At 38.4% G+C, this 15037-nt stretch carries 11 protein-coding genes; 1 reads left to right on the top strand and 10 read right to left on the bottom strand.

What is annotated here, in order from left to right:
* Positions 1 to 181: 181 nt before the first annotated feature.
* The 7 genes from HME7025_RS01130 to rpsA form a co-directional block, all read right to left on the bottom strand.
* Positions 182 to 3550, bottom strand: coding sequence for an efflux RND transporter permease subunit (locus HME7025_RS01130; RefSeq protein ID WP_226998313.1), 3369 nt, complete (start codon positions 3548 to 3550; stop codon positions 182 to 184).
* Positions 3551 to 3625: 75 nt separating this feature from the next.
* Entirely contained in the window at positions 3626 to 4738 is a 1113-nt protein-coding gene (locus tag HME7025_RS01125) for an efflux RND transporter periplasmic adaptor subunit (protein ID WP_109321878.1), read from the bottom strand.
* 22 nt (positions 4739 to 4760) lie between these two features.
* The gene (locus HME7025_RS01120) at positions 4761 to 6101 is read right to left on the bottom strand and encodes a TolC family protein (RefSeq protein WP_226998252.1); all 1341 of its coding nucleotides are present in this window, start codon (positions 6099 to 6101) and stop codon (positions 4761 to 4763) included.
* Between the two features lies 1 nt (position 6102).
* Positions 6103 to 6702 carry a TetR/AcrR family transcriptional regulator gene (locus tag HME7025_RS01115; RefSeq protein WP_109321876.1) on the bottom strand — a complete coding sequence of 200 codons (600 nt, stop codon included), beginning with the start codon at positions 6700 to 6702 and terminating at the stop codon, positions 6103 to 6105.
* 116 nt (positions 6703 to 6818) lie between these two features.
* The gene (locus tag HME7025_RS01110) at positions 6819 to 7328 is read right to left on the bottom strand and encodes a cupin domain-containing protein (protein WP_109321875.1); all 510 of its coding nucleotides are present in this window, start codon (positions 7326 to 7328) and stop codon (positions 6819 to 6821) included.
* 80 nt (positions 7329 to 7408) lie between these two features.
* Positions 7409 to 8842 carry a Gfo/Idh/MocA family protein gene (locus HME7025_RS01105; RefSeq protein ID WP_109321874.1) on the bottom strand — a complete coding sequence of 478 codons (1434 nt, stop codon included), beginning with the start codon at positions 8840 to 8842 and terminating at the stop codon, positions 7409 to 7411.
* A gap of 239 nt (positions 8843 to 9081) precedes the next feature.
* Positions 9082 to 10914: a 30S ribosomal protein S1 gene (gene rpsA, locus HME7025_RS01100; RefSeq protein ID WP_109324884.1), complete on the bottom strand. Its 1833-nt coding sequence runs from the start codon at positions 10912 to 10914 to the stop codon at positions 9082 to 9084.
* Between the two features lie 147 nt (positions 10915 to 11061).
* Here rpsA and HME7025_RS01095 point away from each other — a divergent pair, with 147 nt between their 5' ends.
* Positions 11062 to 12210, top strand: coding sequence for an aldose epimerase family protein (locus HME7025_RS01095; protein ID WP_109321873.1), 1149 nt, complete (start codon positions 11062 to 11064; stop codon positions 12208 to 12210).
* A 52-nt stretch (positions 12211 to 12262) separates the two neighbouring features.
* Here HME7025_RS01095 and mazG read toward each other — a convergent pair whose 3' ends face one another.
* From mazG to HME7025_RS01080, 3 genes are all read right to left on the bottom strand, one after another.
* Positions 12263 to 13063 carry a nucleoside triphosphate pyrophosphohydrolase gene (gene mazG, locus HME7025_RS01090; RefSeq protein WP_226998251.1) on the bottom strand — a complete coding sequence of 267 codons (801 nt, stop codon included), beginning with the start codon at positions 13061 to 13063 and terminating at the stop codon, positions 12263 to 12265.
* Position 13064: 1 nt separating this feature from the next.
* Positions 13065 to 13811 carry a glycoside hydrolase family 16 protein gene (locus HME7025_RS01085; protein WP_226998250.1) on the bottom strand — a complete coding sequence of 249 codons (747 nt, stop codon included), beginning with the start codon at positions 13809 to 13811 and terminating at the stop codon, positions 13065 to 13067.
* 292 nt (positions 13812 to 14103) lie between these two features.
* Positions 14104 to 14967 carry a glycoside hydrolase family 16 protein gene (locus tag HME7025_RS01080; RefSeq protein WP_109324882.1) on the bottom strand — a complete coding sequence of 288 codons (864 nt, stop codon included), beginning with the start codon at positions 14965 to 14967 and terminating at the stop codon, positions 14104 to 14106.
* Between the last annotated feature and the right edge of the window lie 70 nt (positions 14968 to 15037).

Raw genomic sequence — 15037 nt, 5'->3', positions numbered from 1 at the left:
TGCGTTTTAACGAATGAAATTTCACCCATATTGTCCAAGAAATTGATAATAAACAGGGCTCTAAAACTCTTTAGTAGAAAGGAAATTTCTAACTCATTTGATCTTTCTGTATTAACAAAAAGACCTCGGACAATGTCCGAGGTCTTTCTATCTAATCCCCAAAATATAAATTAAAATTGTATTAAGCTGTTTTACGGATTTTTTGCTTGATACGTTCCGATAAATAATACATACATGGAACAATTACCAAAGTCAAAGCCGTTGAGAAAGTCAAACCAAAAATGATGGTCCAAGCTAGAATTCCCCAGAATACGGCTGAATCAGATCCAAAGAAAATATGAGGATTCAATTCGGTAAACATGGCGGCAAAGTCGATACTCAAACCTAGGGCCAAAGGTATCAAACCTAAAACCGCAGCAGATGCTGTCAATAATACGGGAGTTAAACGAATTCCTCCTCCTTCGATGATAGCTTCTTTCAAATCATATCCACGCTTAAATCGTAATTCCTCAATAAACTCAATCAATAGGATACCATTTTTCACAACGATTCCGGCTAAGGCAATCACTCCCACACCCGACATCAATACGGAGAATGTCATACCAAAAGCTAAGAATCCTAGAATTACCCCAACTAAGGAAAGTAAAATAGTAGCAAAAATGATGATAGGTTTCACTGCTGAGTTGAACTGAGTAACCAAGATTAAGTAAATCAAAATCAAAGCTGAGATAAAGGCAATTCCTAAAAATGCCCCCGTTTCTTGCTGTTGCTCTTGCTCTCCACCCATCTTAATCTTGTAGCCTTGAGGCAATTCCATGGTTTCGAATATTCCATTCAATTCCGCTACAATCTCATTGGCATTATAACCTTCAATTACATCGGAACCTAGGGTTACTACACGCTCTTGGTTTTTACGATTAATCTGGCTGAATGAAGAAGCGTAACGAATATCAGCTACTGAGCTCAATGGAACTTGACGTAATAGACCTCCTGAATTCATATCACGGTACGTAATATTCATAGAAAGTAATTTTTCAATCTGATTTCTAGAATTTCCTTTTAATCGTAATTGAATTGGATATTCATCTTTAACATCACGGTATTTAGAGATTTCAACACCAAACAAAGCTCCACGAATAGCCATCGCCACTTGTGCTGAAGAAATTCCTTCTCTACTTGCCTTCTCGCGATTTACATCAACGATGATTTCAGGCTTATTAGTTACCAAGTCCGACTTCAACTCTTGAATACCTTGTACCCCTGATTTTTGAATCGTATTCAGTACTTTTTTCTCTAAGTCCAACAATACCCCAAAATCATCCCCAGAAATCTCGATCGAGATAGGCTTACCTGTAGGAGGACCATTTCTTTCACGCTCAATCGCCATTTCAACTCCAGGAATTGGATTTGTTTTGAATGAGTTTTGCAATTTGGTTAATAAATCTTGCGTCGATAAACCAGCACGCATTTGAACTTTCTCAAAGGCAATCGTCACCTTACTTTTATGCGGAGTAGCACTACGATCAGGGTTCATTGGATCGCCTGCGTTTTTACCTACGTTAGAAATAACAGAATTAACAATTCTCATCGCCTGCTCTTTCTTCAAGAAAGTAAACACACGTCCTTCTATGACCTTGGTCATAGAATCCGTCACTACGGCATCCGTTCCAATCGGCATTTTGGCATAGATATAGACATAATCTGGGTCACCGGATGGGAAGAAAATCACCTTAGGTTTCACGATACCAAATAGTACGAATGAGAATACTAATAGTCCAAAAGAAGCTAATACGGCATAAATAGGTCTGCTGCCTTCTAATACCCAAGAAATTATTCGACGATAAGCATTTTTAAAGGATGGCAACGTTTTATCTTGGAATGGCACAATCCATTTAGGAGTAACGATAAAGTGGTTAAACACATAAATAATTACCGCAAAAAGGAAGAAATTACCAAAACCAAAATGACCCAATTTAAAGCCTAAAACATAACCACCTAGGGTAAGGCTCAATAGAACAAATACGGTTTTACGGATGTCCGAAAATTTAGGATTCTTGACATCATTCACCTCTTCATCATGACGCTTCATGAATGACATGGCAAAAACGGGATTCATTACATAAGCCACAAATAAGGAAGCAAATAAAGTAATGATTAAGGTAATGGGTAAGAATTTCATGAATTCTCCAACGATACCCGGCCAGAACAACAAAGGCAAGAATGGAGAAATTGTCGTTAATGTTCCAGATAATACTGGCACAAAAACTTCAGAAGCTGCTAATTTTACCGCCTCTACAATGCTCAATTTCTTAAAATTGTTAAACAAACGGTGAGCATTTTCAATGACCACAATGGCATCGTCCACCACAATACCTAAGCTCAACAAGAAGGCGAAAAGCACAATGGTGTTCAAGGTGAAGTCGAAACCTGGCATGAACAAGAATGTCAATAAGGCCGATAATGGCACCGATAATCCCACAAAAGCAGCATCACGCACACCCATGAAGAACATCAATACGATTACTACGAAAACGAAACCCAAGATTACGGTGTTGATCAAATCTGCTAAATCTCCACGAGTTCTTTCCGACTGATCAGCCGTAATAGAAACAGTCAACCCGCTAGGAAAACGTGTTTCTTTATATTCATCAATGGTCTTTTCGATACGGTCAGCAGCATCAATTAGGTTAGCTCCAGCACGTTTGATGACGTTTAGCGTAATTACTGACTTATTATTAAGACGAGCAAAATCTTGTTTCTCTTCAAAGCTATCTTGTACATCAGCTACGTCTTTTAAACGTACGACCGCACCAGTACTGGAACGAATGATGATGTTAGACAATTGCTCCATGCTTTTGAATTCACCAGTCACACGCAAGGAACGTCTTACTCCATTCACAGGAAGCTCCCCTCCTGAAATGTTCACGTTTTCTCCTTGTACTACTGTTTGAATATCATAGAAAGTCAAACCGTAACTCTGCATTTTTGCTAAATCCAAATTGATTTGAATCTCACGCTTTAATGCACCAATGATATCCACCCGATTAATTTCAGGCATTCCTTCGATCTCATCTTGCAAATCTTCTGCGTATTTCTTCAGCTTATCCAATGGATAATCTCCCGCTATGTTGATGTTCATAATAGGGAACTCTGAAAAGTTCACCTCAGCCACAGATGGTTGTCGGGTCAAGTCTTTAGGCAAATCCGTTATGGATTTATCTACCGCATCTTGAACACGTTGTTTAGCCACCGGCACTGTAACGTCCGTATTGAACTCCACGATGATCACAGATACATCTTGCAAGGCGTTCGATTTCACGCTTTTAACCCCAGTGACTGCTTTTAATTGCTTTTCAATGGGTTTGTTAATCACATTCTCAATGTCAGTTGGAGTTGTTCCCGCATAGACAGTTTGAATCACCATTTGTGGAACTACGATATCTGGAAATTGCTCTTTAGGCAATTGCTTATAGATACCCATACCCGCTACAAAAATGATGAAGGTAAAGATGTAAATGGTCGTACGATTATGCCCCAACCATTCTATCATGTTATAGATTAGTCCTTTTCCTTCGGGCAATTGCTCGTTTTTTATATTTTTTTCCATGTTGTGGATTCTTTCAGATTAGAATGAAATGGCTTGACCGTCAACTAAATCTTGATAGCCTTGTGTGATGATTTGATCACCCGCCTTGATACCAGAAGTAATTTCAGCTTGACCGTTATAAGACAAGCCAATCGAAACTTGACGCGCACGTGCTACTTTCTTTCCTGCTTCGTCAACTGCCACATAAATCAAGTTTCCTTTTTCTGTTTTTTGGATTAAATTTTCATCTAATACAATGGCCTTTGCTTTAGAAACGTCATTGATGTTGATCACCGCCAATTGATTTGGTTTTAACTCATTGCCCACATTTGGAATGCGTGCTTCGATATCAAAAGTACGAGACAATGGATTCACCAATTGAGAAACCAAAGTTATACGAGCCTTAACTTCTTTGTTGATATCTGGGAATTTAATCACGATTGGGTCGCCTACTTTCACAGAACCTACATACGTATCCGAAATTTTAGCAGCTACTTTCAAATTGCCTAAATTCACGATTTGAACAATTGGCAAACCTGGAGAAGCCATTTCACCTGCTTTTTGGCGAACGATTTCGATAGTTCCTGAAATAGGAGCAATTACTTTCGACATAGCCAATTGAGCCTGTAAAGTAACAAGGCGTTTTTCTAAAGACTCTTTGTTAGACTTAGCACTCAAATATTGTACCTCAGTACCAATTTGTTGATCCCACAAAGACTTTTGCTTGTCGAAAAGTATCTTAGCTAGAGACAATTGATGTCTTACTTCTTCCATGGATTCCTTCAAGATATTGTTGTCCAAGGTTGCAATCAACTGTCCTTTTTTGATGGCTTGACCAGCAATGACAGGTAAAGTAAGAATAGCACCAGCTGTTTGAGGACTTACTAAAACAGTATTTTCTGCCAAAACAGATCCTTGAGCTTCTACAAAGTGGTTGAACGTTTGAGTTTGAATTGGGCTAACACCTACAGCAACCACTTTTTCTGCAGCTTTAGGACTTTCCTTGCCAATCTCCCTTTCGATGGTAGCGATTTTAGCACTAATTTCTTGAGCTTGCTTTTTCAAATCAGCTAACTCTTGTTTTTTATCTACTGACTTGGAGCAAGAAGCTACAAGTAATACGCTGGCTAATAAAATGGTAAGATTTTTCATATGATAATTTGTTAAAATCGTGTTATTCTGAATATAATGTACCGTTGGCCTTTTCCAATTCTACCTTAGCTATTAGGGCATTGTAAAGGGAAGTAAAGTAATTGGCTTGAGATTCTTTGATCGAAGATTCGGCATTCAACACTTCTAAATTTGAACCTACACCTTGTTGATATTTCACGCGAGTCACTCGAGAAATTTCATTCGCCAAGTCCAAATTAGATTTTTGCTCCTTCAATGATTCCAACGAATTTTTCAAAGTAATCAATGATTGACTACGTTGTAAATCAATGGATGACTTCACTAAATCATAGCTCTGACGAACTTTTTGTAAGTTATTCTGCGACTGAATTGTTTTATATTTCTTTGAAAACCCATCGAAAATTGGAATTTGCAATGTGAATCCTAAAGAGGAGTTATCAAACCATGGCTGACTAACCAAATCACTGAAATACTTGCGACCTGAGGTAAATCCATAACTCATGTTGAATAAAAGTCGAGGTAAATATCCAGCCTTTTGACTACGAACATCTAGTTCAGCTAGCCCTTCCTGCGTTTTAAGAATGGAATATTCAATGCGATTACTGTAGTTGAATGGTAAATTCTCCTCCAAAGGATTAAATTTCATATCCACTTGTTCTAAGGTAAGCGATAAACGAATGGGTTCTTCCATCGGGTAGCCCATTTGAAATTTCAAAAGAGAATATCCCAAATCTTGGATACGGATGACGTTGTCCAATTCTGTTTTTAGGTTATTGGATTGTACTTCCAAACGTTGAACGTCAATCTTTTCCACAAAACCTTGCTTATTTAAGGCTCTAGTTTCTTTCAATAAAGTATCTAAACGACCTACATTGGCTTGCAAAATTTGCAAACGCTTTTCATTCACAAGAATTCCATAATACGCCTTCATGACACCTTCTGCCACTTGCTGCTTAGATTGAATCAAGTTTTTTGTGGATAGCTCTTTGTAAACCTCAGAAGCTTTAAGGCCTAACAAATAGGTTCCATCAAAGACTAATTGGCTTAATCCAATATTTGCCATACCTGAATTCTTCACTCCAAATTCTGCAGCAACGATTTCTCCGTCAGCAGCGTTAGGATTAAAAGTTTTGGCAGGAATAAACATCCTTTGAATGATCAAGTTATTCGTATAGGTTACTCCTCCATTGACTTGAGGTAATCCAATAGCTTTGATTTCATTAATTTTTGCACTCGCATTTTGCAAATCCAAATTGCTATTTTTCACTTGCACATGGTGGATGATAGCATAGTCAACAGCCTCTTTAAGACTGAAACTTTGAGCCATACCCGTTAGTGACAAGAAACAAAACAGCCCGATAAAGTAGAGTTTTTGGCGAATCATGTTAGTTGTTATTTTGGTAAGATAAGTAGAGAGAAAGACCTTTTTCTGTGAGGATACCTCGCATGAAGTGGTCCAATAAAATTTGTTGCGTATCAAAAAAGGAAAGTTTACTATGTGAATAAAAGTTAGGGTCAAACGATAAATCCACTTCTCCCATACGGAGTCGCGCAATTAATTCAACTTCAATTTCTGGGCGGAAATAACCTTGTTCTATCCCTGTTTTCAAATCCACTTTAAGAGAATTCATAATACAATCCTCTTTATACTTAGTAAATAAGTCGTATGCCTTAGGGAAGTATTTCTTCACTTCAAACATGAGACGAGGGTTCATTTCAGACAAGGTAGTCTTCATAATTTCCAACGATAACAAGGTTTTATGAATCACATCTTTGGAACTTTTATTCAAATCTTCCCATTTACATTGATCATTTTGAATAAAAGATTCCAATACCTGATACACCATGGCATCTTTATCTGGAAAATGTTGATAAATCGTTTTTTTAGAAATCCCCAATTCCGTAGCAATCGTATCCATCGTTACGGCTCTAACCCCGTATCGAAAGTACAATTCTGCTCCCTTTTCAAGTATTCTACATTTCATGCTCTTTCTTTTATTTAAAATCGAGAGCGTAAAACTAAGGAAACTTTTAAGTACTACAAAGTTTTTTGTATTATTTTTAGATTATCGGTTTGCAGAAGTGATGAATGGCATGGAGTTTATCTGCCAAAATCGTCTTGCAAACGAACAATATCGGATTCATCCGAAGGATGAGCTAAATCGGTATGTTGCCAAATTTCTGCCACTAATCCCCATTGATCCAATCCAATCAGTCGATGTCTTTTACCTGTTGGCAATTCAATGACTTCTCCTTCTTGATATACACCATAATCACCTTGCACATCGGTAGATGAAATGGCCACACCTATGGGGCCATGAACAACCGTCCAAATTTCCGCTCTACGAAAGTGGTATTGCCAAGATAGGCGTTGGTTGGGGGCAACCACTAAAAACTTAGGGCTGAGTTTCTGGGTGATTTGAATGTCATCAAGACTCAATTGAGGGAAATATTGAGATACAAATTTACCTGTTTGACTTTCATCCAGCACAAAGAACCCTCCCCATGGCCTAGTAAAATCATGGTCTACGATTCGATATCCTGCTGCTTCAACATAAGTTTGAACTTCTTGTAAAACAGCTAATTTAGGTAAATTGGAGTCGAATTTCATAGAGAAGAATTTTGCTAGGCAAAAGTAAAAAAAGGACGGGGAAATCCCCGTCCTTTCATCATTATCAAATTAAAATTTTATTACAAGGTCCAACCTGCGCGGTATTCTCTTCTTACGAATTGATTCGCTAGGTCAAAATTGGTAATACGCATATTAGTTGCATCCCAATTTAATTTTTGACGACCGATGTATTTGGCAGTACGACCTTCGCCTTCACGTAACATGTACGAACGAATAGCTAAATTACCCATCAAAACAGATTCAGTAAATGGTCCAGCGTAGTCAAATGGAGAACTAACTTCCATTTTTCCAAAACCTGCTTTACAAGCTTCTACCCACTGCGTGTTATGTCCACCATCACCTCCAGAAACGCGAGGTAATCTAGCTTTTGGAAGTTCTTCTGCCGGCACTTGTTTACCATTTTTGTAAACTTTAGGATACATACCATAGGTTCCGCAAGTCATGATTCCTTTAGAACCAATCAAGATCACCCCATTGGTCCCGTCTGGATCTCCGATAGTATCTGTAGATGGAATTCCTTCTGGATGAGGAGCACGCAAGCCACCATCATACCAAGTTAAGGTTACTGGAGAAGGATTGCGTTTCGTTGCAGCATAGTGTAAGGTCACCATAGATGACGGAGGGCATCCTTCTGGAATCCACTCAGGAACCCAATCATTCAAGAATACGGATCCAACAGAGCATTCTACGTCTATGGCATCACGGATACCCAATACTTTAAATGGAGGATCTAATAAATGGCAACCCATATCTCCCAAAGCACCAGTACCATAATCCCACCAACCTCTCCATTTAAATGGCAATAATGCTGGATTGTATTCACGGTATTTAGCTGGTCCTAACCATAAATCCCAATCTAATTCTTTAGGTACTTCAAAACCAGCAGATGGGTATTTAATACCTTGTGGCCATACAGGTCGGTTAGTCCAAACTTGAACTGAGTGAACTTTACCGATAACACCACCGTCGAACCATTCAATCATGGTTCTAACACCATCACCTGAAGATCCTTGATTTCCCATTTGGGTAACCACTTGCATTTCACGAGCTTTTTCAGCGATAATACGAGCCTCATAAATGTCATGAGCCAAAGGCTTCTGAACATAAACGTGCTTCTTACGACGCATCGCTTCCATAGCAATAGTAGCGTGGGTATGATCTGGAGTAGATACGATAACAGCATCTACGTTATTACCTTCTTTATCTAAGGCAGCACGGAAATCTTTATAAAAATTCGCTTTAGGTAAGTCTTTCTTGATTCTAGCCACCTGACGATCATCAACATCCACGATAGCAACAATGTTCTCTGCACCTTTGTTGTAGGAATTCATGATATCACTATATCCTTTTCCTCCACCACCAATACCCATGATGTTCAATTTATCGGATGGTGCTTGATATCCTTTTCCAAGTACATGGCGCGGGACAATGTAAAAAGAGGCAGCTGCGACAGACGCATTTTTAATAAAATCTCGCCTAGAATGATTACTCATAGTATTTGCTAGTTTTAAAGGTTGTTAATTATCAAAGATTTGTCAACGTTTGAAACGTTGACAAATCTGCATTTAGCCTAGTAAAATTGCCAAAAAAACTTCAAAAGACAAATCTATTTCTTGATATTTTACCAATTTGCTCAATTATGCCAATTAGTAGATTCAATGGTACTAATCCTGATTAGGCATAAAAAAAGGGGCTTGCTCTCGCAAACCCCTTCCAGCAAACCTTAATTTACTTATTCAGCTTTCTTGGATTTTTTCTCCAATTTTTTGATCGCTTGAGCACGCTCAGCACCTTCCATCTGCTCTTTCAAGGCAGATAAAGCTCCGATATCACCCATAGTTGATTTCTCAGCTGTAACAGTTGTCTTTTCTGAAGACTTAGCGGCTGCCTTTTTCTTTTCAGGCTTAGCAGCTGCTGCTGTTTCCTCTGCAGTTGGAGCAGTGAAAGTACGTGTGTGAGAAAGAATGATCTTACGATCATCTTTTTGGAATTCAGTAACAATGAAATCCAATGCCTCACCAACTTCCGCTACTGACTCATCTGCTTTAGTCAATTGCTTCAATGGAGATAAACCTTCGATACCGTATGGCAATTCTAACACAGCCATTTTATCATTTTTAGAGATGATAGTAGCTTTGTGAGAAGAACCTACAGTAAATACACTTTCAAATGTATCCCAAGGGTTTTCTTCTAATTGTTTGTGACCAAGAGCCAAACGACGGTTATCAGCATCTAATTCGATTACGATAACATCTAATGAATCTCCTACTTTTACAAACTCAGATGGATGTTTGATTTTCTTAGTCCAAGATAAATCAGAAACGTGTACCAAACCATCGATTCCTTCTTCTAACTCAAGGAATAAACCGAAGTTAGTTAAGTTACGTACAGTTCCTTTGTGCTTAGTACCAACTGCATATTTAGACAATAAATCAGTTTTAGTCCAAGGATCTTCTGTCAATTGCTTGATACCTAAAGACATCTTGCGCTCAGCACGATCCAATGTCAACACTACTGCTTCCATTTCATCGCCTACTTTCAAGAAATCTTGTGGATTACGTAAGTGTTGAGACCATGACATTTCTGACACGTGGATTAAACCTTCTACACCTGGTAATACTTCTAAGAATGCACCGTAATCTGCTACGTTAACAATCTTACCTTTTACTTTAGAACCAACTTCCACATCAGCAGCTAATGCTTCCCAAGGATGAGCTTGTAATTGCTTCATACCTAAAGAAATACGCTTCTTGTTCTCGTCGAAATCTAATACGACAACTTGGATCTTCTGATCTAACTTCAACACCTCTTGTGGGTGGTTGATACGACCCCATGAGATATCTGTAATGTGCAATAAACCATCTACACCACCTAAGTCGATGAACACACCGAAATTAGTCATGTTTTTGATCACACCTTCTAATACTTGACCCTTATCTAAGTTGTTCAAGATTAATTGACGTTGCTCCTCAAGATCTTTTTCGATCAATACTTTATGAGAAACAACTACGTTGTCGTTGGTATGGTTAATCTTAACCACTTTAACCTCCATGTTCTTTCCAACAAAAATGTCGAAATCACGGATAGGTTTAACATCAATTTGAGAACCTGGCAAGAAAGCTTCGATTCCAAAAATATCTACGATCAAACCACCTTTGGTACGACGCTTTACAAAACCATTGATAATGGTATCTTCTTCTAAAGCACGCTCAATGTTGATCCAAGCTCCCATCACTTTTGCAAGCTTACGAGAAAGAATCAATTGGCCATTTGAATCTTCTTGGTTTTCAATATACACTTCTACTTCGTCTCCAGCCTTCAAATCCGGCATATCACGAAACTCAGAAGCAGATACCAAACCATCAGATTTGAATCCAATATTAACAATAACTTCACGGTCTGTTTTACTTACCACAATACCTTTCACCACTTCCTTCTCAGTAACCGAATTCAAAGTAGCCTCAATGGCTGCTTCCATTTGTTTCTTTTGCTCAGCAGTGTAATTACCACCGAAACCTTTACCATCGACCTGATCCCAGTCGAAATCTTTTTGTTTATTAGACATAATTTTTGCCCTAGGTACATCAACATGCTGGGCTAACATGCTGAAATTTAGATTAATAATTAATTTTTAAACGGGGTGCAAAGATAAATAAAATAATTTCAAATTCAACTGAATTCCTTAAATTAGAAGCCTCAAGACCATGACAACATGAAAAAAATCGCCATTTGGCTACCAATTGCCTTTCTTTGTATTCAAAATTTATCCATTTCTTTATTCGCAAAACCTATTAAAGGCCCTATGTCCCTTACATCCAAACCATTCGGTAAAACACAAGCCGGAGAAGCTGTTACCCTATATACCCTGAAAAACAAATCTGGCATGGAAGTTCAGATCATGAACTACGGAGGTATTATCACTAAAATTTTATGCCCTGACAAAAACAATAAAATTGAAGATGTTGTATTAGGTTACGAAACTCTTCAAGAGTATGAAAAGGGTTCTCCTTATTTTGGAGCCCTAATTGGAAGATATGGAAACCGAATTGCTAAAGGAAAATTTAGTTTAGACGGCAAAAACTATGAATTGTATACCCAAAACATGGGAAATCACCTGCATGGTGGTAAAGTAGGCTTCGATAAAGTTGTTTGGAAAGTCTTAGCCGCAGAAGGTGACGACAAAGGTTCTAAATTAGTTTTGTCATACCTTTCAAAAGATGGAGAGGAAGGTTATCCTGGTAACTTACAAGTTCAAGTAACATATACCTTAAGTCCTGCTAATGAATTAGGAATTGAGTATAAAGCCACCACTGACAAGGCAACGGTACTTAACTTAAGTAATCATACATATTTTAATTTATCTGGAAATGCCAAAAGAGATGTTACTGGGCACCAGGTTCAACTGAATGCCAACAAATTGGTTGCCGTTGATGAAACTTTAATCCCAACGGGCGAACTAGTTGATGTAAAAGGTGGAGCTTTTGATTTTCTACAACCCCATCTTATTTCAGAACGAGTTGATGCAGATGATATTCAGATCAAACGAGGTGGTGGATATGACCACTGCGTGGTTTTTGATAAAGCTCCTGGAGTTTTTGCCAAAGTTGGCAAGGTGGTAGACCCAGTTTCAGGCAGAAGTATCGAATTATCAACTTCTGAACCCGCCACACAATTTTATACAGGTAACTTTTTAAATGGCACGTACACGGGTAAATATGGCGTAAATTATACGAAAAGAATGGGCTTTTGCCTAGAAACAGAGCATTTCCCAGACTCTCCTAATCATCCTAGTTTCCCTAGCACTGTTTTACGTCCAGGTCAAACTTATGCGAGTAAAACAGTTTATCAGTTTGCTCATTAATGGGGCATACTAAATAACAAATCTCATTCGTTAGCTTAACGCTGTCAAGGTTCTAAACCTTGACAGCGTTGCTTTTTTTAGCCTCCTCCCAATATACATCCATCTCGGCAAGGGTCATTTCGGATAGACTTTTCCCCGCTTCTTTTGCTTTCTTTTCCAAATACTGAAATCGATAAATAAACTTCCGATTTGTCCGCTCAACTGCCGTTTCAGGATTGATATCGATAAACCTAGCAAAATTGACTAAGCTAAATATCAAATCGCCAAGCTCTCCTTCTGCCTCCTCTTTCTGTCTTGAAGACAATTCTTTCCCCACAAATACTTCTTTAAACTCTCCTAATTCTTCTTCTACTTTAGCCCAAACCTGTTCTTTTTCCTCCCAATCAAAACCAGCACCTCTGGCTTTTTCCTGAATACGCATCGCTTTAACTAAGGCAGGTAATGACCCTGGCACTCCGGACAATACAGACTCGTTTCCTTCCTTTAACTTCAATGCCTCCCAATTCGCTTTAACCTCTTCTTCTGTATCTGCTTTGGCATCTCCATAAATATGAGGGTGCCTGGAAATCAACTTTTCAGCAATACTATCTAAGACATCTTTGACATCAAATGCCTGACTCTCAGAACCTATTTTACTGTAAAAGACCAAATGCAGAAATAAATCCCCGATTTCCTTCTTAACCTCCATTTGATCGCCTTCCAAAATCGCATCTGACAATTCATAGGTCTCCTCTATGGTCAAATGCCGTAAAGTATCCATGGTCTGTTTCTTATCCCAAGGACACTTCTCCCTCAAATCATCCATGATGCATAACAGTCTGTCAAATGCCTCCGCAGCCTTTGGATATCTCATATTATTGTTGTTTGTAAGCATATATTCGTACATAATCTACCTCCATTTTGGCTGGAAATACTTGATCATCAACTCCTTTTAAACCTCCCCAACTTCCTCCTACAGCAATGTTCATTAATAAATACATTTTCTGATCAAATGGCCAATCCTGCCATCCTTTTCCTGAATTTGTAAAACTCAACGTTTCCTTCCCATCCAAAAAAGTTTTAATGTACTTTGGCGTCCAATCCATACGGTATTCATGAAAAGCTGTATTAAAATCACTCACTGCAGTGATGGATTCTGGATAGGGTACCAATCCCATATTGGAATTATAGCGATGTATGACTGAATGAACTTGTCCTGGATCATACCCAACATGTTCCATGATATCAATTTCTCCATTGTTTGGAATATGGCTAGGGTCATATTTGTTTTCCGAAGAAAGCATCCAAATAGCTGGCCATGTCCCTCTACCCGTTGGCAATTTAGCTCGAACAATGACTCGACCATAGAGAAAATCAAACTTCCCCAAAGTAACTAGCCTAGTTGAGGTATAATTTTTTCCCAATAAAGCCTCTTTTCGAGCTTCTATGGACAAGAGCCCGCTTTGAACCCGAACATTGTCTAAATCTGCTTCTGTGTAATATTGTAATTCATTATTTCCCCAACCACTTCCCCCAACTTGATAAGTCCAGCGGCTGGAATGAGGTAACCCTTCTAAATCAAAATTATCCTCCCAAATGGGATTCTCCGTAAACTCACTCATATTTACTGGTTCTGAGGTTTGACAAGTGGATAAACTTACCATAATTCCTAAAAGCCCAAATTTTATCCTCTTTAACATACCTTTACTCCTCGGAAGAAATTGATGATTACCCTTTGATTCCTAAACTTAAAATTCGGCAAAGAATTCCAATCAAATAGCTTATTTCATTCAAAAGCTGCACAAATAATAATTATCAATTACTTGATGAAAATGATGCAATTAATTTGTCGAAAAAAACGTTCTAAGCCCAACGCTGTCAAGGTTTGGAACCTTGCCAGCGTTAGGGGAAAAATCAATTTTTCAACCCATAAACTCGCACATAATCTATCAACATCTTGGAAGGGAAAATTGAATCATCAACGCCTTTTTGACCACCCCAATTTCCGCCTACGGCAATATTTAACAACAAATGCTGCTTTTTGTCGAATGGCCATTCTTCCCAACCTTTACCTGTGTTTTGAAAAGTAAAATATTCCTTCCCATCGATAAATGCTTTCACATATTCAGGCGTCCAATCGATGCGGTACACATGAAATACCTGATCAAAATCTGGCACCTGCGTTATTCCAGCTTTTTGCGTATTGATTACATGATTGAAAGCTTTGGTATGTACCGTGGCATGCACCACCCCAGGATCATAGCCCACATGTTCCATGATATCTATCTCTCCATTATCTGGCCAATACGTTTGACCATATTCCGATTGACTAGCCAAAGTCCAAATCGCAGGCCAATTGCCTCGTCCTGCTGGTAATTTAGCTCGAACTTCTATCCGACCATATAAAAAATCTTTTTTGCCCTTGGTAACTAACCTTGCCGAGGTATAATTTTTCCCTTCATAACTTTCCTTTTTAGCCTCTATTGTCAGCACACCGTTTTCAACATGTGCATTATCCAAATCCGCCTTCGTATAATATTGAAGTTCATTATTCCCCCAACCAGAGCCCCCTACATCATAAGACCAAATTTGATCATCTGGTAAGCCTGATTGGTTAAACTCATCCGCCCATATCGGATTTTCAGTAAAGCTATATTCCTTAGCAGGAATTGGCTTTATATCTTGAATATTTAAAGGTTCTGGTGCTACGGCACCCTGCTTACATGCCAAAAAGACTAGTAATATCAATCCCGAGATTAGAAAAAACCGTTTTTGCATCATCGACTATTTTAAATTTAAATTAAGGAGAATCAGCTCAAAATACCTAATTTGAACATCGATTTTATCT

The sequence above is a fragment of the Aquirufa nivalisilvae genome (genome assembly GCF_003143535.1).
In the GTDB taxonomy this organism is placed as follows: Bacteria; Bacteroidota; Bacteroidia; order Cytophagales; family Spirosomataceae; genus Aquirufa; species Aquirufa nivalisilvae.
Note: the sequence above shows the minus strand (reverse complement) of the source record. Positions and strands in the feature narration are given on the sequence as shown.